The sequence below is a fragment of the Wolbachia endosymbiont (group A) of Gymnosoma rotundatum genome (assembly GCF_947250765.1).
Classification (GTDB): Bacteria; Pseudomonadota; Alphaproteobacteria; order Rickettsiales; family Anaplasmataceae; genus Wolbachia; species Wolbachia pipientis.
Genome location: NZ_OX366347.1, coordinates 452,162 through 471,667 on the forward strand (window position 1 = coordinate 452,162; position 19,506 = coordinate 471,667).

Below are 19,506 nucleotides of genomic sequence, written 5' to 3' on the forward strand. Positions count from 1 at the left end.
AATGACTATGCAAAAAACCTAATAACATGTATAATCTATAAATAATTTCTGAGGTAGATTGTGAAACTAGGTGTTAATATCGATCACGTTGCAACCCTCCGCAACGCACGCGGAACTTCTTATCCAGATCCATTGAAAGCAGCAGAAATAGCCATTGACGCTGGAGCAGACTTTATTACTGTACACTTACGAGAAGATAGAAGGCATATTAGAGATGAAGACGTATTTAACCTAAAAAAAAGCATTAGCACTGAGCTAAATCTTGAAATTGCAGCCACGGAAGAAATGCTTGAAATAGCAAAAAAGGTAAAACCCTATTCGATTAGTATAGTACCAGAAAAAAGAGAAGAATTAACAACCGAAGGTGGCCTGGATATCGTGAATATGCACAGTAAACTTTCTAGTATAATAGAGGAAATGCATAGCTCTAGCATAAAAGTCTCACTGTTTATCGATCCAAATATTGATCAACTAAAATATCTTGAAAAGCTAGTGACAAAACCTGACATAATAGAAATTCACACAGGGGATTACTGTGATAATCCATCAGAAAAAAAGTTACAGTTAATTACTAATGCTGCAGAGTACGTCAATAAATTAGGAATAGAATGCCACGCAGGACATGGCATAACTTATAAACACGCTAAGAAGATGACAAGAATACCTCACATCTCAGCTCTTAACATAGGCCACTATTTAATTAGCGAAGCTGTATTTTACGGCTTACACAGCGTAGTAAAAACAATGAAAATGACAATGTCTAACTAACTGCTGCTTTTTCCTTCTCATTTAAAATACTTAAAAGAGTTTGGCTTGCTTTAAATTTTACCCTTGTCTTTTTAGGAACAGTCATGATCTGACCACTTTGGGGGTTACGACATTGTTTTTCCTGACTGATAGCAGTAGAAAATGTTCCTATTCCATGCAAACGTATTTCACCTTTCCCATGCAGCTCATTCTTTATTATTTTAATAAACGCATCATGAATCTTGCTCAAATCAGATTTTGTTATATCTATATTCTGACTAGAACAATCTTCCTTTAATTGTTTTATTATATCTTCTTTACTCATAAATTACCTTAATATTGAAAAAATCACATAAATAGCATATTATGTTGACACCGATAGTCAACTAAATTCATCACAAAAATAGAGGATATCATACATTTTTGCAAATATTTGTATAATACTTACAAAAAAACACCCCTATAAAATAACTATCTCTTAGAAAATTGACACTTTTTCCGAGCTTTATGTTGACCATATTTCTTACGTTCAACAACACGTGAATCTCTAGTTAAGAACTCACCATTACGTAGTATAGAATGCAAATCTTGGCTTACACTACTTAAAGCTCTGCTTATTCCATGAGCTAGAGCACCTGCTTGACCAGATAGCCCTCCACCTTTTACAGTTGCAAATACATCGTATTTATCCAATGTGGAAGTTGCAACAAATGGCATTTTTACTATTTGGCACACTGACTCTCTTTTAAAATAAGAAATTAGATCGCCTTTTTTGTTAACACTAAATTTTCCACTCCCCGGCTTTATCCATACTCTTGCTACAGATTCTTTTCTTCGGCCTGTAGCATATAAACGACCAAGCGAATCAACTGCTGATTTAATTGTCTTTTCTGACCAATCATTGTTATTTATTGTAGAACTCTTCATTTTTACTCCATTACTTTTTATTTTTACGATTCAAAGAGGCAAAATCTATCTTTTCAGGTTGCTGTCCTTGATGCTTATGCTCTGAACCAGAATAAACATACAAATTTTCAAAGCGTCTACGTGCCATAGGCCCATCATCAAGCATCCTTTTCACTGCCATTTCTATTACACGCTCAGGAAATTTGCCATTTAAAATATTATCTGGAGTAGTTTTCTTCAAACCACCAGAATAACCTGTATGCTTATAGTAAATTTTATCTTTAAGCTTCTTTCCGGTGAAATGCACCTTTTCTGCGTTGATAATAATTACATTATCGCCACAATCCATATGAGGTGTATACTCAGGTTTATGCTTTCCACGTAATAGTGTCGCTACAAATGCTGCAAGCCTCCCTACCACTAATCCTTCTGCATCTATGACAAACCACTTTTTATTGATTTGTTTCTCCTTTAAGAAAAAAGTCTTCATTATTTGATCCAACAATAGTAAGCTATGATATACTTAATTTCTCAATAGTGTCAACAATATTAGTTATTGATTATTAAAGTAATTTATGTTAGTAATTGAGCTGCGCAACCAATATGCATAGGAATTAGAATGTTTCGATTGATTATCACACTTGCGATCATTTTTAATACTATAAGTTGCTATGCAACCGATGTGGGAGAAGTGATAAGCAAAGCCATCAAAAATAGCTCAAAAATAAAGTCTCAATTTTACCAATATAAAAGCGCAGAAAAACACTATAAATCTTCTGGGTTAGCTGGATTTTTACCTGACATTAATTTGCAATACAATTTCGATAGTAACTTTAATCTTGATACATCTGAAAAAAAACTTACATTGCGCCAGAAATTAATCGATGGCGGTGGTACCTTTGCCACATTCAGTCGATCAAGCCATCTTCTCAAAGCAGAAAAGATGCGATTTCAGCAATTAAAACAAGAGCTTGCACTTAATGCTGTGAAAGCATATGTTAATGTTTTACAAAAGACAGAAATATTAAAGCTCAGAGAACATAAAGAACGCGTTTCTTTGGAACATTTGTCAGCTATGAAAAAACGCTTTTCCCTTGGAGAGGTAACCAATGCTGAAGTTTTGTTAGCAAAAGCAAAATTTTCGTCTTCTATATCCGAAAGAGTTGATGCTGAAGGTAAATTAAAGTTGGTAAATATTGCTTATTATCATTTGATTGGCGAAGATGCTGATGACCTTTCTGAAGCTAATGATAAACTACCTTCTGTTCCAGAGCTAAATGAATGTTTACAGTTAGCAAAAACCAATAATTTATCTCTAAAAGCAGCAGTTTATCAAAAAAGAGCAGCCGGAATGGAAGTGATTGCTGAAAGCTCCAAGTGGCTTCCTTCTTTAAATCTAAGTGCAAGCAAAAATTTTGGGGAGGATGGTATGAAGGTAGACAAACTATTAGAAAATGTTCATGTAGTTTTTACTCTTGATGTTCCAATCTTTAAGAGAGGAGTTAATGCTTTTGGTGTCAGTAAAGCTAAAATGGATGCAAAAAAATCTACCTACGATTATTATGAAACGGTAAAAAATATAGAACAAGCAGTTGTAAATGCTTGGAATAATGTGTTGACAGCAAAGGCCATTATCAAAGCAAGTCAAGAAGCGGAAAAAGCAGCAGCTCTAGCATTGGAAGGAGTTGAGCAAGAAGTAAACTTAAATTTAAAGAGTACATCTGACCTTTTGGACACTGAAGATGCATTATTTAAAGCACGTTCAGACTTAGTTGAAGCAAAAAGCAATTATGTGATTAGTGTTTACAACTTGCTTTTTATGATAAATAGTATAGACCTCTAAATTTAATGGTATTAGCACTATGCATGGTGAACAAGGCAATCAATCTGTAAAAGATATCCTAGAAGATATAAAAAAAGCTATATCGGGTAAAAACGCGAGTAACGATAAAGCAGAAATAAAGGATGAAAATGATGATGTGCTATACCTTGAGGAAGAGTATCCAGAAGAAATAGAAGAAGATGGCAAAAAAGAAAATAATGAAAAAGAGGACATTGATAATGATGACCAAAGTGAGGAAATGGCTTGCAACAATAACCAATTTAATGGCCATAGCTACAATTCAGAAGAAAAAAAAGATATTTATTTGTACGATAATATCCAAATGAGTAATAACAAAGCGAGTAATAGCGGCTTACAAGCGCAAAATAACGATCATCTAATTTTAAAAGAGAATATGGAAGAGATCAAAGCGTTGCTTGGAAAAATGCAAAACGAATTACAGCATAAACAACAAAAAAAAGCGAACCTTACTGTTGAAGAATTAGTTACATCTCTTTTAAAACCTCAGCTCTCAGAATGGCTGAATAAATATCTACATGCACTGGTAAAAGAAGTAGTTGAAAAAGAGCTTAAAAATATAATCAATAATAAGTAGGGTATTAGCAATAAAAACTAGAGTAAAGACGGCTAGAGGCAGAAAACTATCTTCAACAAGGTGGCTACATCGTCATTTGAATGATCAGTATGTGCAAAAAACTAGCAAGGATGGTTATAGGTCACGCTCAGCATATAAGCTGGTAGAAATGGATAACAAATTTAAATTATTCCAAGAAGGGCAAAAAATTATTGATCTTGGTGCTTCTCCTGGTGGATGGTCACAAGTTGCATCTCAGAAAGGTGCAAATGTGGTTGCTCTTGACATAAAACCAATGAACGCAATTAATGGAGTAGAGTTTATACAATGTGATATTATCAATGAGTTTGAAATTTTAAGAGAAAAATTCAAGGATCAAAAATTTGATGTAATTTTATCTGACATGGCGCCCGAATCTTGTGGTTTAAAATCGTTGGATCATATCAGAATTATGCTTTTATGTGAGGCAGCGCTCAATTTTGCAAAGCATTTCTTGAGCCATGGTGGCACGTTTGTAGTAAAAATTTTCCAAGGAGAATCTGATAAAGATTTTTGTAACGAGCTAAAAAAAATGTTTAAAACAGTAAAATACTTTAAACCAAAGTCCAGTAGATCTGAATCTACAGAAATGTATTTGGTAAGTTTAGGCTTTATTGGCAGCAAACCTTCTATATAATATTAATCCAGGTACTCACAGAAGCAAGAAAGTTGCTTGACAAACTCTGACAGCCACCTTATCATGAAACTGAAGCTATTGTATTTGCTTTCGTCAATCTGCAGATTAAAAGGTAAGGATTACTTAATGTATCGGCGTCTTATGTTCAATTTTTTGCAGTATATAGATACTGTATGTCTTTACAAAACTTCATCTACATCTAGATTTTTATCTAAATAAGCTGAACGCGCTTATAAAGCGTTACAAGACATCAAAAAATGCCAATACTCGACAGAGATAGTAAAAGACTAGCTAACTCGGGGATTCTTTGTCTTTTTTTCTGCTTGGTAAATTTCTTAAACATTTGCAGCATAGGTTAGTTGCAATTAAAAGCAGCTAAATCTTGCTTGTCAAGCGTTTAAAGCATAAAAAACGCCAATATTTTAAAGCAGATAATAACCCCAGGGCTTCTTTTGCCTTTTTTTTTATTTGGTAAATTTCTTAATGTTTATGGCTAAACGACAATCGTCATCCCGCTACTTGTTAGCAGGATCTAGAGATACCGCGAATGAATCGCGGTATGACGGTTTGTGGCGGTATGACGATAAGGTTTATATCTTGTCATCCCAGTGCTTGACACTGGGATCCAGGAATTTTATTAAGTTGGTGAGCATAAAAATAGCTGTTTTACGTTAAAATACAATGTTTTGATGATTATGGAAAGGTTGGATTCCAGTGTCAAGCACTGGAATGACACCATAGGGGCACTGCCATCATAAAGGAACCAGTGTCTGCTACTTGGATGACATCATAGGGGCGCTGGGATGACACCCTGACAATCGTCATCCCGCTACTTGTTAGCGGGATCTGGAGATACCGTGACGGTATGATGAGGGAGAACAGTTAGCGGATGAGATACCGCGAATGAATCGCGGTATAACGGTTCGCGGTGGTATAGTAACTCGTCATCCCGCTACTTGTTAGCGGGATCTGGAGATACCGTGACGGTATGATGAGGGAGAACAGTTAGCGGATGAGATACCGCGAATGAATCGTGGTATGACGGTTCGCGGTGGCATGATGTAGGACTGCTGTGACACCATTATAGAATGAACCAGTGTCAGCTACTTGCATAGAAAATGTTTATGACTAATTTTTAGATCAAACATGGAATTTCGACAAACTTAACTTTTTTGTGAGATGGTTCAGCAATAATAAATAAATTGAGAGGAAAGGTTATGGCAATAAAAAAGGAAAAGTTTTTTGAAATAATACGCAATGTGAGTGAGAGTGAAGGTTTGAATAAGGATAATTTGCTTGAAAGAATAGGAAGTGAGCTAAAAGGTGTAAACTCAGGAGTATATAGCACTTATAACAATTTGAAGATAGATAAGATGTTCAGTATATTAGATTCAGACAAAACTGTAAATTGTATGTTGTTACATCTTGCTGTGGAATGTAACAGTGTACCAATAGTAAAACTCCTACTAGCAAAGGGAGTAAAAGTTAATAAACCAACACATGAACTTGATGGAGTTAAGTCTCAATTAACTGCTTTGCACATTGCTGCTTTGCATGGTCATCAAGAGATAGTTCAGCTTTTATTGAATAATGACGCAAATCCTTTACTAAAAGATAGTCAAGGCCGAACTCCAAGGGATATTGTCGGTGATGTAAAAGGTAAAAAGGCTATAATAGAAATGTTAGAGGAAGGAGAACAACGTTATGCTGAGGCAGGAGCTACGAGAAGACAAAATAGACAAGGCACTTTACCGCAGCCTAATAATAAAACTCCAGCAAATTTAGCTGTGAACGGAAATAACGCAACTGCTGCAGTGCAAGCATGTAATGCAAGAGATCAGGAAGAGAACAACGGAACTACACCAAACAACAGAAAAATCTATGTACAAGATGAGGATGAACAGACTTCTTCAAACTCAATCGTTAATGAAAACAATACAGACAAAGTAGATGATACATTAGAAAGAGAACAGGCTATAAGAGAAAGAGATGCTATGTTGCAAAAGTTGCGAGAGGCAGAGCAACGACTTGCCAATAATCAGAAGCGCATAGAACAAGATTACTTGCACGATCAACATCTAGAGCAGTATACTATACATAATGGTGAACAGACCTTTTTAAATAAAAGTAGTAGTGACGACAGTGGAATATGTTTTGATGGAGATGGATCTGAAGCTTTAGGCCAATCTATATTAGAAAATGGAGAAGACATTGATGCACAAGATAAAGATGGCGTGACCCCTTTACATTGGGCTGTTGCAGATAACAATGAAGAATCAGTGAAACTTTTTGTAACACGTGGAGCAAAAGTTGATGTACAGGATAAAGATGAACTGACCCCTTTACATTATGCTGCTACATATGGTTATGTAGAGATTGCAGAATATCTAATAGATAATGGAGCAGGTGTTGATGCGCAAGATAAAGATGGCGTGACCCCTTTACACTATGCTGCTGCAAAAAGCGCTAAAGAATCAGTAAAACTTTTGATAAAACGTAAAGCAAATGTTAATGCACAAGATAAAGATGGACATACCCCTTTATATTTTGCTGTTGCAAAGGACAATAAAGAATTAGCAAAACTTTTGATAAAATATGGAGCAGATCGCTCATTGATAAAGGATGAAGGCCTAGTAATAGATAGACTAAACAGTGTGTGTGATCAGCCATCTGAGGTTGTATCTAGTACTTCTTCCCATTCCAAAACACACAACGCAACGGAAACTCCAGAAGAAGCAGAAAAGGTTAAAAAAAGTAAAGTTAAGTCAAAAGAATTACGTGCTCAACTAAAGGAAGAGAATCAATCACTAAAACGAAAAATACAAGATCTAGAAAGTGAAAAAGCAACGCTTAAGGATAAATTAGACAAAACAAAAACTAAAGAGGTGTTACTAGAAAAAAAGCAAAAGGAACTAAAGAATGACATAGCTGGGCAAGAGGCTAGGCTGGAAGCACTAGAACAAGAAATACAAGAGCTAGGAAATGAAAACACAAAGCTTAAGGATAAATTAGACAAAACAGAAAGTCAGTATTCTAAAGCAGAAGCGTTGTTAGAAAAAACGCAAAAGGAACTAGCAGAATCAAAAAGTTGCATAGTTGGACATGAGACTAAGTTGAAACAATTCAATAAAGAGAATGAATCACTAACACAAAAAATAAAAAGTCTGGAGAATGAAAACACACCACTTGAGGGTGAACTGGGCAAAACTAAAACAAATGAAGTGTCGCTAGAAAAAGCAGGAAAAAGACAATTTTCCCCAAAAGTTGCCTATGCGAGCCTTGCAGCTATGTTAGCAGTAGGTGCTGCTCTTAGTATTGCTTCCGGATTGTCTGCTCTATTAATAGTTGCAGCTTCTGTGGTATCTGCACTGATAGCTGGTGGCATTACATACACAATATCAAAACCCATCGCTCCTGACACTGAATTGAAAGAAGTGGATATTCAAGGTTCAGCACAACGGTGTTTGTAAAACTTAGCACCCACAGTTGTACGAACATTGCAATTTGCAGATGCAAGTAGCTGCACTGGAATCCCAAAAAAAGGATGACAGGAAAAGGAGGCTACTTGCATGACGAGCTGGGATAACACCTATAGCCCTAGCGCGTAAAAGTATTTGCAAGTTACACAGTAGTGTGAATTTTTTACTTCGGTAGTTTTTCATTGTCATTATAATCATAATAGTAGTTGAGTTTAATTGATATGAAAACTTTTACGAAAAATTTTAAAAATAACGAAAGAAAGCTAGAGGAGTTTAATAAGGAAATTGAAGATATAACAACTATAGCTCAAGATAAATTTGCACATGAACTTGAGAACATCGCATATGACAGTGTGCAGAAATTTCGCAGTCTGCTTGCTAAAGAGTTAAACTCCATCTTCAACAATATTCATTCTCAAAATGTCAATCTACTAAAATCCAGCCTAGTTGAATATGCTATAAGTTCAAATTTTATCAACAAAAAAGGAGAAACAGCTTTAATACGTTCTCTTTTCAATATATTCATACGATAAAGCACTCAGAGTTGTTGCTGCGTCAATTTAACTTAATGTTGAATGCAAGCTGCATAGCTAAAGTAAGTAAGATTTGCCCCATGCTGTCACGAGGTAAACCTTACTTATTCTAGCTATATCAAAAAGGAGGGTTATCATGTCAACAAGATCTACTTCACCAAGAATATCTGTGCAACGTAAATCTAAGCCTGAATCTTTTCCAGTTACTTTAGAAGAGGTTAAATCTTTTTTACGTATTGAGAACGACCAGGATGATAAGTTGATTTCAGATCTAATTTTTATGGCAACTGATTATGCTGAGTGGCATATGGAAAAGTCACTGGTGAAACAAACATGGCAAGTTTCATATGAAGATTATGTACCTCGTAGGATCTATTTAAGCTATGGCCCTGTGAGTAAGATAGTATTGGCTACTGCAATGATGTCTAAAAATCAAGAAAAGAGAACACTTGAGTATTATTTTAGCGATGTAGGGGGCTACGTTGAGTTTTTCAATTGTTTGAATGCAATAAGAGTTGATGTTGTATACGAAGCTGGTTATGACAATGTTCCTGAGCAGATAAAACTAGGTATTATGCGGCATGTTTCTGCTCTTTACAAAAATCGTGAATCGGAGGTAAGTAGCCATTTATCTGAAGTGAAGAAGGTATATTCTCCATTTCGCGAACCAAAGGTTGTTTTGTAGCTCTTTCTGGTCATTCAAACTGGGCTACTACGTCATACCGTTACGGATAGATCCCGCTAACAAGCAGCGGGATGACGAGTTTCTATATATCTTTCGAGGGTTAATCATGGAAAAAATTCAAGCTATAAACGAGTTGTACAATAGCGTTTATGCAGCACTAAAAGCAAATTCTGATTTAAGGAAATATGTTACTAACATTTATGACTACTTACCTAAACAGGTCACCATTCCTTACTTGAGATTGCGCGCAGTGAATTATAATAACCTGCATATGCTGTCCAATTTTGCTACAAAGGCAAGATTTTCATGCGACATATATACTTATCATATAGACAGTATGTTTGCCATTATAAGGCATATTAACTTGATACTTAAGAGCATTGAAGGTTTTAATAATGAGGCCATTTTAGAAAGTAATTGTGCTATGGATCAGCACGATGAAATTTTACATTCAACAATTAATTTTGATATTTTAATAAAAGGAGGTGATAATGAGCAAATTACAGCTAAAAATTAAAGATCATGACAATAATTTTATTGTGTTAAATAATATAAGAAACCTAAGGTTTACTTTGCGTAATAACAGAGAAGAGGTGAAAGATATTTCTTCTTTTGGCTGGAGGAAAGTGCTCGATTGTGCTGGAAGCAGACACATTACGATAAAAATTAATGGAATTTTAGACTCTGTATTAGCTGATGAATTATTACGTAATTCTGCTATGCTAAACTCTAATAATGATTATGAAATTAGTTTTAATGCTAAGGAAAAGATAAGGCTTAGGTGTTCAGTTGAATTGTATGAGAGGTATTATGATCCTGTTACTTTTGACAGCTTTACTGTAGTTTTAACTAGTGCTGAAGTTGTAAACGCTTTTCATTAATGTTAATTTAATTTTTTTATATACAATAGTAACTGGTGAGAATTTTAACTAAATTAAAAAAAATCATGAACGACAAAGACCTTTTCGAGGAAGACGGTGATAATATTGAAGAAAATAACGATGATAAAAGAGAGAGAAGTTTAGAGAATGAAAATCAGTTAAATCAAGAAAAACAACACAAAGAGGAAGATAAGCAATACATAATACAGTATATTCAAGAATATTTAAAAGCTTTTGAGGATATTCTAAATCAGATCGACGAAGGAATTGATAATTCGGATAGTTACGAAAGGACTATGCAAATAAAGCGAAGCATAGATAGGCTCATAGAGACTTTATATAGTCAGGCTGCGTCCGAAGATATTGATGCAGAACTTGAAACTACCAAACACACTCGCGATAAATCAGAATCTATGAAAAGAGTTAGAGAGAAGAGAAGAAAGCAAGTGATAGAAGAAGTATTAAGTAGCATGTTTGCCCAGCAACAAAAGGAGCTAATGAACGCTAAACACTTAAGTCATGGACATGAAACAGCAAAAGATGGGGATGTCCACGAAGCAAAGGAAAAAGTGAAGTCTTCAATCAGGGGAGTGTTGTTTTCGGTGATTGCTCATAGGATGGATCCAAGAAGGAGGGCAGGGGAAACTGCTGACGGTAACGAAAAGCAAGCTCATATATATGGCAGGGAAGCAGTTGGTGGAGCTTTAGGTGCATTGTTAAAAACGTTTTTAACAGCAGTTATTGCCGTTGTGCGTGAAATTGCTAAGCCACTTCAGAAACCGGAAACATCTTTTGCAAAACAAGTTGAAGAAAGCAGAAACGCAGATTCACAAAAGGGTCGATCTGTGTAGATTTCTCCTTGTAATAATCTTTCGATTCTACTGTCTGTTAATTCAAATTAGGGTTATAAAATTTTAGAAGCCAGCTCTTATATAACCAATTTATAGCAAGAAATTACGATACAAAAATCAGCGTCCGTTAGAAAATAAACATAACACAGGGTGATAGAGTTGCCCCTATCCATAAGCGTCAGTTAAGCTCAAAATTGTAAGCTTAAAATATGGTTGAATAATTATTAATAATAGTATATAATTATTAACGTTTTTCAGGCATTTTTGTTATGGGTGCGCCAAGTAAGCGTTTAGAATACAATTGGTGAAAATCCAACTGACCTTACCCAGAAAAAGTGGAGAGAAAGTGTGGAATGTTTTTTACAAAAAGAATGATGCATCAAATTGTTCTGGAATGCAATAGTTAATAGTGACGTTGTTTGTTATAAAAAATTTCTATGTATTCAAATATTGCAGTTCTAGTTTGTTGAGCAGAGTGTTGTGAAGTATCAATAAGTATTTCTCTTTTCAATGAGCTAAAGAAGCTTTCTGCAACAGAATTGTCGTAACAACAGCCTTTATTACTCATCTATATTCTTTACAGCTAAGAGATATTGATACCCTTGCGCAGTATATTGTGAACCTTGGTCACTGTGCAGCAGTAGATTTTTAACAGGTTTACGCCTATTAATGGCCATTAATAAAGAGTTCATAACCAATTGTTTATTTATTGCACTACTCATTAACTACCATACGTGAGAATTATTGCTGCCAAATATAGCCATCCCTCCTTGGTTTTGATGTAAGTAATCCCATACTTTATTTGGTTGATCAACAATAAAGTTTTGATCTAGTATATTGGGAGCTACAGCTCTATTATCTGTTTGTTGTTTTTTAATTTTAAACTTTCTTTTCAGTATAGCCCTGATGTCATTTTTCTGCATAATACTTTGCACCGTTTTCAAATTGCAACTTTTACCCAAAGCCTTCAATTCAGCATGAATTTTAGGAGCTCCATATCTACATTTAGAAACTTGATATATTTTTTGAATAGCTTCGAGTAGCTCTTTATTTGCTGATTCTCTACTGCTTATTTTTCTTGTGGTCCACTTATAGTAGCCACTAGCAGAAAATCCTACATAATTCCTGTACTTTATAGCAGTTACTATATAAAAAAATATTTTACTCTTTTTGACTGGCCAGGGCTTTTTTTTAAATGTCTCTTTCCCTTGTTACTCTTGCTTTGTAAATCAAACCTCTCTTTGTCGTAAGGAGCCATGTTACCTCTACCTGGAAATGCATCTGCTGCCGACTTTTTTTCGTTGTGTTTCTTTATCCATTTTCCTAATAAACCACCCTTTATTCCTAAATCCTTTGCTGTTTTTGTAATTGTTTGACCTGCCTTTCTTTGTTCATTTGCCAGCTTAACAGCTTCCAATTTGAATTCTGCCGTATATTCTCTTGCCATTTCTAATCCTCCAAAATTTTATTTTACCCAAAAAAACTCTTTTCTTTCTCTCCACTTTTTCTGGGTAAGGTCAGTCTTTAGGCACCCAAACAAAGGGAAATGCTGGATAAAAAGAAAATACTTTAAAAAGTATAATAACGATAACTGGCGTTTTATGACAAGTAACAAGATACATCTTATTATACACAGCGATCATGATATTAAACGACATATCAAAGTGCAAAAAACCAGATCTCCATATGATGGTGATTGGGTATATTGGGGTAAACGTCTGAGAAAAATACCAGATAAGCCGTTAAGAGTAATAAAACTATTGAAGTTACAACAAAGTAAATGTGATAATTGTAGACTATGGTTTAAAAATGATGATACAATAGAAATACATCACAAAGACCGGAATAGACGAAACAACATGATCAAAAACTTATCTTTGTTACATGGACATTGTCACGATGAATTACACAGGAGGTGTGCATGAAAAGCACCAAATTGGAGAGAAGCCGTATGAGGCGCAAAGTCTCACGTACGGTTTTGAAGTCGAGTGAGGAGGGGCGACCTTCTTCACTTAGACAACAATATGTAGATGAAACTACGGAAGAAGACTTAAGGAAAATAGCAGAAAAAGCACCAATAATAAAGTTAGTCTACGATGAATTAGACAGGTTTAGCTGGAATGAAAAAGATTTAGTAGCATATGAAGAAAGAATAATGGATCTGCGGAAAGAAGAAGGCATCCTCGCTAAAAAACTTGATGAGGGAAAGATTGAAGGAAAGATTGAAGTAGCAAAAAACCTACTTAAGGCTGACATCTCTATTGATATTATCTCTCAGACAACCGGCCTTCCTCAAGCTGAGATTAAACGACTTCAGGAAGAAATCACCTAAAAGGCTAATGATCAACGAAAAAATTGTAAGAGAGAACTTAAAAAAAGTCATAGAGCAAAAAAGCGGTAAAGATGTGACCGCTCTTGGCATAATATCCTCAATTATTATTAAAGGTCAAGATGTTGGTTTTGTGCTTGAAGTTGCCGGTAACACGCAAGCAAATGAAGAATTAAGAAAAAATTGTGAGCAAGCTGTTAAAGCTATACCGGGGGTGACAAAAGTGACCGTGGTTGCTACTGGTCAAAAACAAACTGGGCAACAAAAAGCTAAATTACATATCGAAGGAGTGAAAAATATAATCGTTGTGGCCTCTGGTAAAGGCGGTGTGGGCAAGTCCACAGTTGCGCTAAATCTTGCTCTCTCATTAGCAAAGTTAAAACACAAAGTTGCGCTGGTTGATGCAGATATATATGGTCCTTCAATTCCTAAAATGCTTGGCGCTGAAAAATTAAAGCCAGAAATACAGGATAGTAAAGCAATGCCTATAGAAAAGTATGGACTGCATACTATTTCAATTGGCTATTTTATCGATAAAGATCGTGCAGCAATATGGCGCGGACCTATGATTACAAAAGCACTTTATAGTCTGCTAATGGGAACAAAATGGTCCGATATAGAGTATTTGATAATTGATACACCACCTGGAACTGGCGATGTGCATTTAAGTCTTATGGAAAATTTTAACTTAACTGGGGCGATAATAGTTTCAACTCCACAGGAGCTCTCTTTAATCGATGCTCGCAAAATTTATGATATGTTTACAAAGCTCAGCGTACCGGTTATTGGCATTGTAGAAAATATGAGTTATTTCATTCAAAGCGGCTCAAAAATATACATATTTGGAAAAGACGGTGCAAAAAAAATGTCTGAGGAGCTGGGCATCAAACTTCTAGGCAGAGTTCCTCTAGATCCACAAATATGCCATGCTTCTGATTGCGGAAATCCTTTAATGTTAAGTGAGGATTTGGCAGAGATTTATGAAGACATTGCTCAAAGTATAGTTAAACAATAGAATAAGCGTGAGAAACATGCGAATCAAAGTCCTCTTTTGTTAGTTACAAAATAGACTGCTTGCATAACCATTATTTACATGAAAAATTAGCAGCTTTTGTCATTCCAGCGCGTGACGCTGGAATCCAGAAAAAAAGAAGAATGGATCCCAGTGGGCTTTGTTGCATCGCTAGCTATGATGGATTAAAGATAAAAAAGATGGAGAATATCAGTAGCTTATTATTCTGGTATTTATAACAAGAACGGTCAGTGAATACCTAAATTTGAGTAAAAGAAATTTCACTACCACTCACTAATCCGGCTAAAATTCAAGAATTTCAATGCTTTAGCTATTTTCAATAGAATTAAATTTATTAATGTAAATAATAAATTACTATTCTTAAATTTGATCAGATTGATTGCAAAAAAACAAGATTTTCAATAGGTTACTTATAATCCTAACTATAGTTAGCCTTTCATAAGTAGCGATGCAACAAAGCCATCCCAGTGTCAAGCACTGGGATGACACCTTTATGTTTGAGGCAAAACCGGCCATAGCATTTAACATACTGCCTTCGCAAAATGTTCGTACAGTTGTTCGTTACGTGCTGGAATGACAAGGTGGAGTGTCTTTAGATGTCATCCAAGTAGCTGACACTGGGATCTAAAAAATTTAATTTATATATAAAGTTTGTTTAAACTATTTTCAAAACAGATAAAATATAATTTTACAATTAGCGTAAATAAAATGAATTATGATGTAATCATTTCAGGTGGTGGGTTACTTGGTCTTATTACTGCCATTGGCCTCAGTTGTGACTCTGTGTCTGTAGCTGTGATTGAAAAAAATAGTCTACCACGTGTAGTAGATGATAATCGAGCATTTGCTATTTCTCAAGGCTCGAAAAAAATATTGGAAAAGTTAGGGATTTGGCAGTTTGTGGAAAGTGAAGCTGAGCCAATACTTGATATATGCATATTAGATGCGGTTACTGTGCATTACAATCATAAAATGGTTAGCGAAGAGCCAATGGGTTATGTTATCAACAATGCTACTATATGGAATGCAATCAACAATAATTTTCTAAATAAACTGAATATATACTCTCCACATTCCTATAAAACAATTGCTTGTGATTCAGGATATGTGGAAGTGATTCTTGATAATAACCAGGAATTAATATCATCGCTACTTATCTGCGCTGAAGGCAAAAACTCTAAATTACCAGAGTTATTTTCTATACCGACAGTGAAATTTGACTATAAACAAAGTAGCATAGTATTTAATGTAAAGCATGAACTGCATCACCAAAACTTAGCTGTGGAGCGTTTTTTCCCTGGCGGTCCATTTGCAATTCTACCGATGAAGGGTGGCTATACTTCTTCGATAGTTTGGACAGAAAAATCTGAAATTTCAAAAATGCTAATGGATCTGTCTGAAGAAGAATTTATTATAGAGCTTAAAAAAAGATTTGGTTCTTATTTAGGAGAGATAAAATTAGAGGGTGAAAGAAAACTTTATCCTTTAAGTTTTGCTTTTGCAAAAAAGTTATATAAGGGTAGAGTTTTGCTTATCGGCGATGCAGCACATTCAATTCATCCAGTTGCAGGTCAAGGGCTTAATCTTGGAATTAGAGATGTAGAAAGTGTTATAAAGCACGTAGTTGCTGCAAAAGCGGCTGGTACTGATGTTGGCAGTAGTTATTTATTAAAGAAAATTTCACGTAACAGATACTTTGATAATTTTACAATGGCGCTTGCAACTGATGGATTAAATAGGATGTTTTCCAACAGAATATTCTGCGCTAAAGCACTAAGAAATCTTGGCTTGATTGCAGTTGAAAATTCAAATTTCCTCAAAAAACGCTTCATTCGGCATGCTATGGGATTTATATAAATCACTATTTTATAGCTAATGCAAGTCAGGTTTCCCACGTCATACCGCCGCGGTATCTTGGCCGCTAACACGTAGCGGGATGACGAATGTATCTGTTCAGCAGTTGTGTTAAAAGTCAATAGAAAAATTGATGTAGCTGTGGATAAGTACTTTTATCTGTATAAACGTGCTTATCCACAGCTATGCTGGCTCTTAGATAGAAACAGACAGAGAGTTATATTCCTCAGTAAAAACCCTGTCATCTCTGACTAAAGAGTTAGCAAGAATAAGCAATTTCCTCATGGCAGCAGTGGAAGCAATTTTATATGGCTTTTTATATTGACTATATAATCTAGTAAAGAAAGGTTTGATATAGGAATTAGGGGGGGAGGGGGGGATGTATGGTCCCAGAGTGTGATGGTATGATAAAATATGAGAAAACAATACCATCAAAGGAGGAATTATGGGACAAATATTACATGGGTGCGCCAAAACAACAGAGACAATTCGTAGAGCAATACAAAATAGTAAAGAGAGCATAGCAAAACTCTCCAGGTACTATAACCTTAATCCAAAAACTATCATTAAATGGAGAAAACGGTCTTTTGCCAAAGACGCTGATATGTGTCCGAAGCATGCAAGATCAACTGTTTTAACTTTAGAAGAGGAGGCTGTAATTGTTGCATTTCGTAAGCATACTCTATTGCCATTAGATGATTGTCTCTACGCTTTGCAAACCTCAATCCCACACTTGACTCGCTCTAGTCTACATCGTTGCTTACAGAGGCACAGCATTAGCAGACTACCAGATGTTGATGGCGAAGTTAAACCAAAAAAGAAATTCAAACAATATCCTATAGGCTATTTCCATATTGATATTGCAGAAGTCAGAACAGAAGAAGGAAAGTTATATTTGTTTGTTGCAATAGATAGAACATCCAAATTTACGTATGTTGAGTTGCATAAAAGTGCTACAAAACCTATAGCTGCTGAGTTTCTACGTAATTTGATTAAAATTTTACCATATAAAATCCACACTATTTTGACAGATAACAGTGTACAATTTACCAACCAAAAACGCCATAAATACGCTTTTCAACATATATTTGATAGAGCTTGTGAAGAAAATGACATTGAACACCGTCTAACAAAAGTTAGCCATCCTTGGACAAATGGGCAAGTTGAGCATATGAACAAAACTTTAAAGAATGCCACTGTTAAGAAGTATTACTATCAGTCTCACCAGCAACTCAAAGAGCATCTTTATGACTTTGTTATGGCCTACAATTATGCTAAAAGACTCAAAACTCTTAAGGGTCTTACACCTTTTGAGTTTATATCTTTACAGTGGACAAAATCTCCTGAATTGTTCATACTAAATCCACACCATCACACTCTGGGACCATACACTCCCTGTGTTTCGTAATATTATACAATCAAATTGATAAAAGCTGTATTATCTCCTTGCAGCATTAAGTGTATATTTTTTGCTATTTTTTCCACTAAGGGAGTAACATTATCAAAATTTGAAAATTTTGATAACACATAATCTGCTAAGCTTCTTTGATCTTCAGGTCTACCCACTCCAAATCTCAAGCGCCAATAATCGTTGCCAATAAAACTATCTATGGATTTAAGTCCATTATGTCCAGCAGAACTACCACCTTTCTTTACTTTTATTCTTCCAAGTTCCAAATCAGCGTCATCATGTATGACAACGATATTATCTAGCGATAATTTGTAAAAGTTTCGTATTTTTGCAACAGGGATGCCTGAATTATTCATAAATGAATAAGGCTTTATTAACATGATTTTATTATCATTAATCATGCCAGAGGTTATCAGATAATCGGCTTTTTTAGAGAACAACTGAAAACCCCAATATTTGCAGATTGCATCAACGGTGATGAAGCCGATATTATGATGAGTTAGCTCATATTGACTGCCAGGATTACCAAGCCCAACTATCAGGTGCACTATTCCTCTGTTTCTGCTTGAGGTTCTTCAACGTCACTATCGGCAGCAGAAATTGTAACAATGGTAAAATTTTCTTCTTCATGAGCTACAAACTTAACACCTTCTGGTAATTTTACATCATTAATATGTATAGACTGGCCAATCATTTTACCGGATAAATCAACTTCAATAACCTGAGGTATTTTATTAGGAGAGCATTTAACAGCAATAGAACGACACAAAACATTAAGCACTCCACCTAATTTGATTCCTGGAGCTTTACTTTCATTCACAAATGATAGAGGTATGTCTATTTTAATTTCACTGCCTTTATCAACAAACTGAAAATCAACATGTTGCACAGTATCCTTTACTACATGCAATTGGATATCGCGAACAAGAGCATATTCCTTTTTGCCCGAAATATTCAGCTCTATCAAATGTGCAGAAAGAGAGCCTGACTTATATTGCTTTGTGAATTCCTTTGCAGACAATGTCAAATTTACATTATCATGGCCCTTTCCATATATGATTCCAGGGATGTTTCCTTTCTTCCTTAGAGAATGCATCGCTTTTGTTTTTGTTATATCACGTAACTCTGCATTAATTGTTACTATTTCCTGTTGCGTCATCGGTTACTCCTATTCAGCTAATCCTTTTAATATAATTTAATAATAATATAACATAAAAATATTTATTTCAAACTTCATTCTTTCATACTAATTGTTTGTGAAAGGATTTATTTAGATATATATTTAAGCTTATTTAACAAGAACTATGGGCATTGACGATAAAGTAGTTTTTAGGATTTATAGACCAACAAGAACTGCAACACAATCTGGTTTAGGTAATACAAATTTCTGGCACCTGAAAATTGAATCTGGCTCTTACTACATTGAACCTTTAATGGGGTGGGTTGGCTCAAAAGATCCAAAAAAACAGATTGTATTAAAGTTTGATTCTCTTGAAAAAGCAGTATTCTACGCAAAAAAACGCAACGTTAAATACATAATTGAAATGCCAAAAAATGTTAAGAGGCTGCCAAAATCTTACGCAAGCAATTTCATACTAAAGTAAGTTGCACAACAAATGGTGTTATGCAAGTAGCTGACACTGCTTTCCTTTGTCATCCCAGTGCCCAGACACTGGGATCCAGGAATTTTATTAAGTTGGTAAG

At 35.1% G+C, this 19,506-nt stretch carries 22 protein-coding genes and 2 pseudogenes; 17 read left to right on the top strand and 7 right to left on the bottom strand.

Going from position 1 to position 19,506, the window contains the following annotated elements:
* Positions 1–60: 60 nt before the first annotated feature.
* Positions 61–768 carry a pyridoxine 5'-phosphate synthase gene (locus OOK97_RS02245; protein ID WP_264705527.1) on the top strand — a complete coding sequence of 236 codons (708 nt, stop codon included), beginning with the start codon at positions 61–63 and terminating at the stop codon, positions 766–768.
* Here the strand turns inward: OOK97_RS02245 and OOK97_RS02250 are convergent.
* The 3 genes from OOK97_RS02250 to rplM form a co-directional block, all read right to left on the bottom strand.
* Positions 761–1,072, bottom strand: a complete 312-nt coding sequence (locus OOK97_RS02250; RefSeq protein ID WP_010082594.1) for an HU family DNA-binding protein — start codon at positions 1,070–1,072, stop codon at positions 761–763. The genes OOK97_RS02245 and OOK97_RS02250 overlap by 8 nt on opposite strands.
* A gap of 146 nt (positions 1,073–1,218) precedes the next feature.
* On the bottom strand, positions 1,219–1,674 hold the full coding sequence (rpsI, locus tag OOK97_RS02255; protein WP_006279875.1) for a 30S ribosomal protein S9: 456 nt from the start codon (positions 1,672–1,674) through the stop codon (positions 1,219–1,221).
* Positions 1,675–1,684: 10 nt separating this feature from the next.
* A complete protein-coding gene (rplM, locus tag OOK97_RS02260; protein WP_010082596.1) occupies positions 1,685–2,143 on the bottom strand; it encodes a 50S ribosomal protein L13 in 459 nt (152 codons plus the stop codon).
* A 129-nt stretch (positions 2,144–2,272) separates the two neighbouring features.
* On the opposite strand from rplM, the gene OOK97_RS02265 reads away from it, so the two are divergent.
* From OOK97_RS02265 to OOK97_RS02310, 10 genes are all read left to right on the top strand, one after another.
* The gene (locus tag OOK97_RS02265; protein ID WP_006279873.1) at positions 2,273–3,496 is read left to right on the top strand and encodes a TolC family protein; all 1,224 of its coding nucleotides are present in this window, start codon (positions 2,273–2,275) and stop codon (positions 3,494–3,496) included.
* 19 nt (positions 3,497–3,515) lie between these two features.
* Entirely contained in the window at positions 3,516–4,091 is a 576-nt protein-coding gene (locus tag OOK97_RS02270; protein WP_264705528.1) for a PopZ family protein, read from the top strand.
* A gap of 76 nt (positions 4,092–4,167) precedes the next feature.
* A complete protein-coding gene (locus OOK97_RS02275; protein ID WP_010962344.1) occupies positions 4,168–4,746 on the top strand; it encodes an RlmE family RNA methyltransferase in 579 nt (192 codons plus the stop codon).
* Positions 4,747–5,235: 489 nt separating this feature from the next.
* Entirely contained in the window at positions 5,236–5,421 is a 186-nt protein-coding gene (locus tag OOK97_RS02280; protein ID WP_182319960.1) for a hypothetical protein, read from the top strand.
* A gap of 542 nt (positions 5,422–5,963) precedes the next feature.
* Complete coding sequence (locus OOK97_RS02285; protein WP_264705529.1) at positions 5,964–8,216, top strand: ankyrin repeat domain-containing protein; 2,253 nt, start codon at positions 5,964–5,966, stop codon at positions 8,214–8,216.
* A 230-nt stretch (positions 8,217–8,446) separates the two neighbouring features.
* Positions 8,447–8,758 (top strand): ECH_0659 family protein, encoded by a 312-nt coding sequence (locus tag OOK97_RS02290; RefSeq protein ID WP_264705530.1) that lies wholly within the window; start codon positions 8,447–8,449, stop codon positions 8,756–8,758.
* Positions 8,759–8,894: 136 nt separating this feature from the next.
* On the top strand, positions 8,895–9,443 hold the full coding sequence (locus tag OOK97_RS02295) for a head-tail connector protein (protein ID WP_264705531.1): 549 nt from the start codon (positions 8,895–8,897) through the stop codon (positions 9,441–9,443).
* Between the two features lie 106 nt (positions 9,444–9,549).
* On the top strand, positions 9,550–9,960 hold the full coding sequence (gp17, locus tag OOK97_RS02300; protein WP_182319876.1) for a tail completion protein gp17: 411 nt from the start codon (positions 9,550–9,552) through the stop codon (positions 9,958–9,960).
* Entirely contained in the window at positions 9,935–10,324 is a 390-nt protein-coding gene (locus tag OOK97_RS02305) for a phage tail tube protein (RefSeq protein ID WP_209473189.1), read from the top strand. Before gp17 ends, OOK97_RS02305 begins: the two co-directional genes overlap by 26 nt.
* A gap of 65 nt (positions 10,325–10,389) precedes the next feature.
* Positions 10,390–11,175 (top strand): hypothetical protein, encoded by a 786-nt coding sequence (locus OOK97_RS02310; RefSeq protein WP_264705532.1) that lies wholly within the window; start codon positions 10,390–10,392, stop codon positions 11,173–11,175.
* 360 nt (positions 11,176–11,535) lie between these two features.
* On the opposite strand, the pseudogene OOK97_RS07565 reads toward OOK97_RS02310, so the two are convergent.
* A pseudogene (locus tag OOK97_RS07565) lies at positions 11,536–12,622 on the bottom strand (IS3 family transposase).
* Between the two features lie 154 nt (positions 12,623–12,776).
* On the opposite strand from OOK97_RS07565, the gene OOK97_RS02335 reads away from it, so the two are divergent.
* From OOK97_RS02335 to OOK97_RS02345, 3 genes and pseudogenes are all read left to right on the top strand, one after another.
* Positions 12,777–13,100: a hypothetical protein gene (locus OOK97_RS02335; RefSeq protein WP_264705533.1), complete on the top strand. Its 324-nt coding sequence runs from the start codon at positions 12,777–12,779 to the stop codon at positions 13,098–13,100.
* A 95-nt stretch (positions 13,101–13,195) separates the two neighbouring features.
* Positions 13,196–13,507 (top strand): annotated as a pseudogene (locus OOK97_RS02340) (nuclease/transposase family protein); the annotation flags it as partial.
* Positions 13,508–13,514: 7 nt separating this feature from the next.
* Positions 13,515–14,519, top strand: coding sequence for an Mrp/NBP35 family ATP-binding protein (locus tag OOK97_RS02345; protein WP_236515147.1), 1,005 nt, complete (start codon positions 13,515–13,517; stop codon positions 14,517–14,519).
* 378 nt (positions 14,520–14,897) lie between these two features.
* Here OOK97_RS02345 and OOK97_RS02350 read toward each other — a convergent pair whose 3' ends face one another.
* Complete coding sequence (locus OOK97_RS02350; RefSeq protein ID WP_264705535.1) at positions 14,898–15,065, bottom strand: hypothetical protein; 168 nt, start codon at positions 15,063–15,065, stop codon at positions 14,898–14,900.
* Positions 15,066–15,245: 180 nt separating this feature from the next.
* Between OOK97_RS02350 and ubiH the strand changes: the two genes are divergently transcribed.
* Positions 15,246–16,394, top strand: a complete 1,149-nt coding sequence (gene ubiH / locus OOK97_RS02355; protein ID WP_213863120.1) for a 2-octaprenyl-6-methoxyphenyl hydroxylase — start codon at positions 15,246–15,248, stop codon at positions 16,392–16,394.
* A 442-nt stretch (positions 16,395–16,836) separates the two neighbouring features.
* Complete coding sequence (locus OOK97_RS02360) at positions 16,837–17,799, top strand: IS481-like element ISWpi4 family transposase (RefSeq protein WP_264705536.1); 963 nt, start codon at positions 16,837–16,839, stop codon at positions 17,797–17,799.
* A gap of 2 nt (positions 17,800–17,801) precedes the next feature.
* On the opposite strand, the gene pth is transcribed toward OOK97_RS02360, so the two are convergent.
* Entirely contained in the window at positions 17,802–18,350 is a 549-nt protein-coding gene (pth, locus tag OOK97_RS02365; RefSeq protein WP_006280288.1) for an aminoacyl-tRNA hydrolase, read from the bottom strand.
* A complete protein-coding gene (locus OOK97_RS02370; protein WP_264705537.1) occupies positions 18,350–18,961 on the bottom strand; it encodes a 50S ribosomal protein L25/general stress protein Ctc in 612 nt (203 codons plus the stop codon). Before OOK97_RS02370 ends, pth begins: the two co-directional genes overlap by 1 nt.
* Before the next feature lie 145 nt (positions 18,962–19,106).
* Here OOK97_RS02370 and OOK97_RS02375 point away from each other — a divergent pair, with 145 nt between their 5' ends.
* Positions 19,107–19,406 (top strand): NADH dehydrogenase ubiquinone Fe-S protein 4, encoded by a 300-nt coding sequence (locus OOK97_RS02375; RefSeq protein ID WP_065094969.1) that lies wholly within the window; start codon positions 19,107–19,109, stop codon positions 19,404–19,406.
* Positions 19,407–19,506 lie beyond the last annotated feature (100 nt).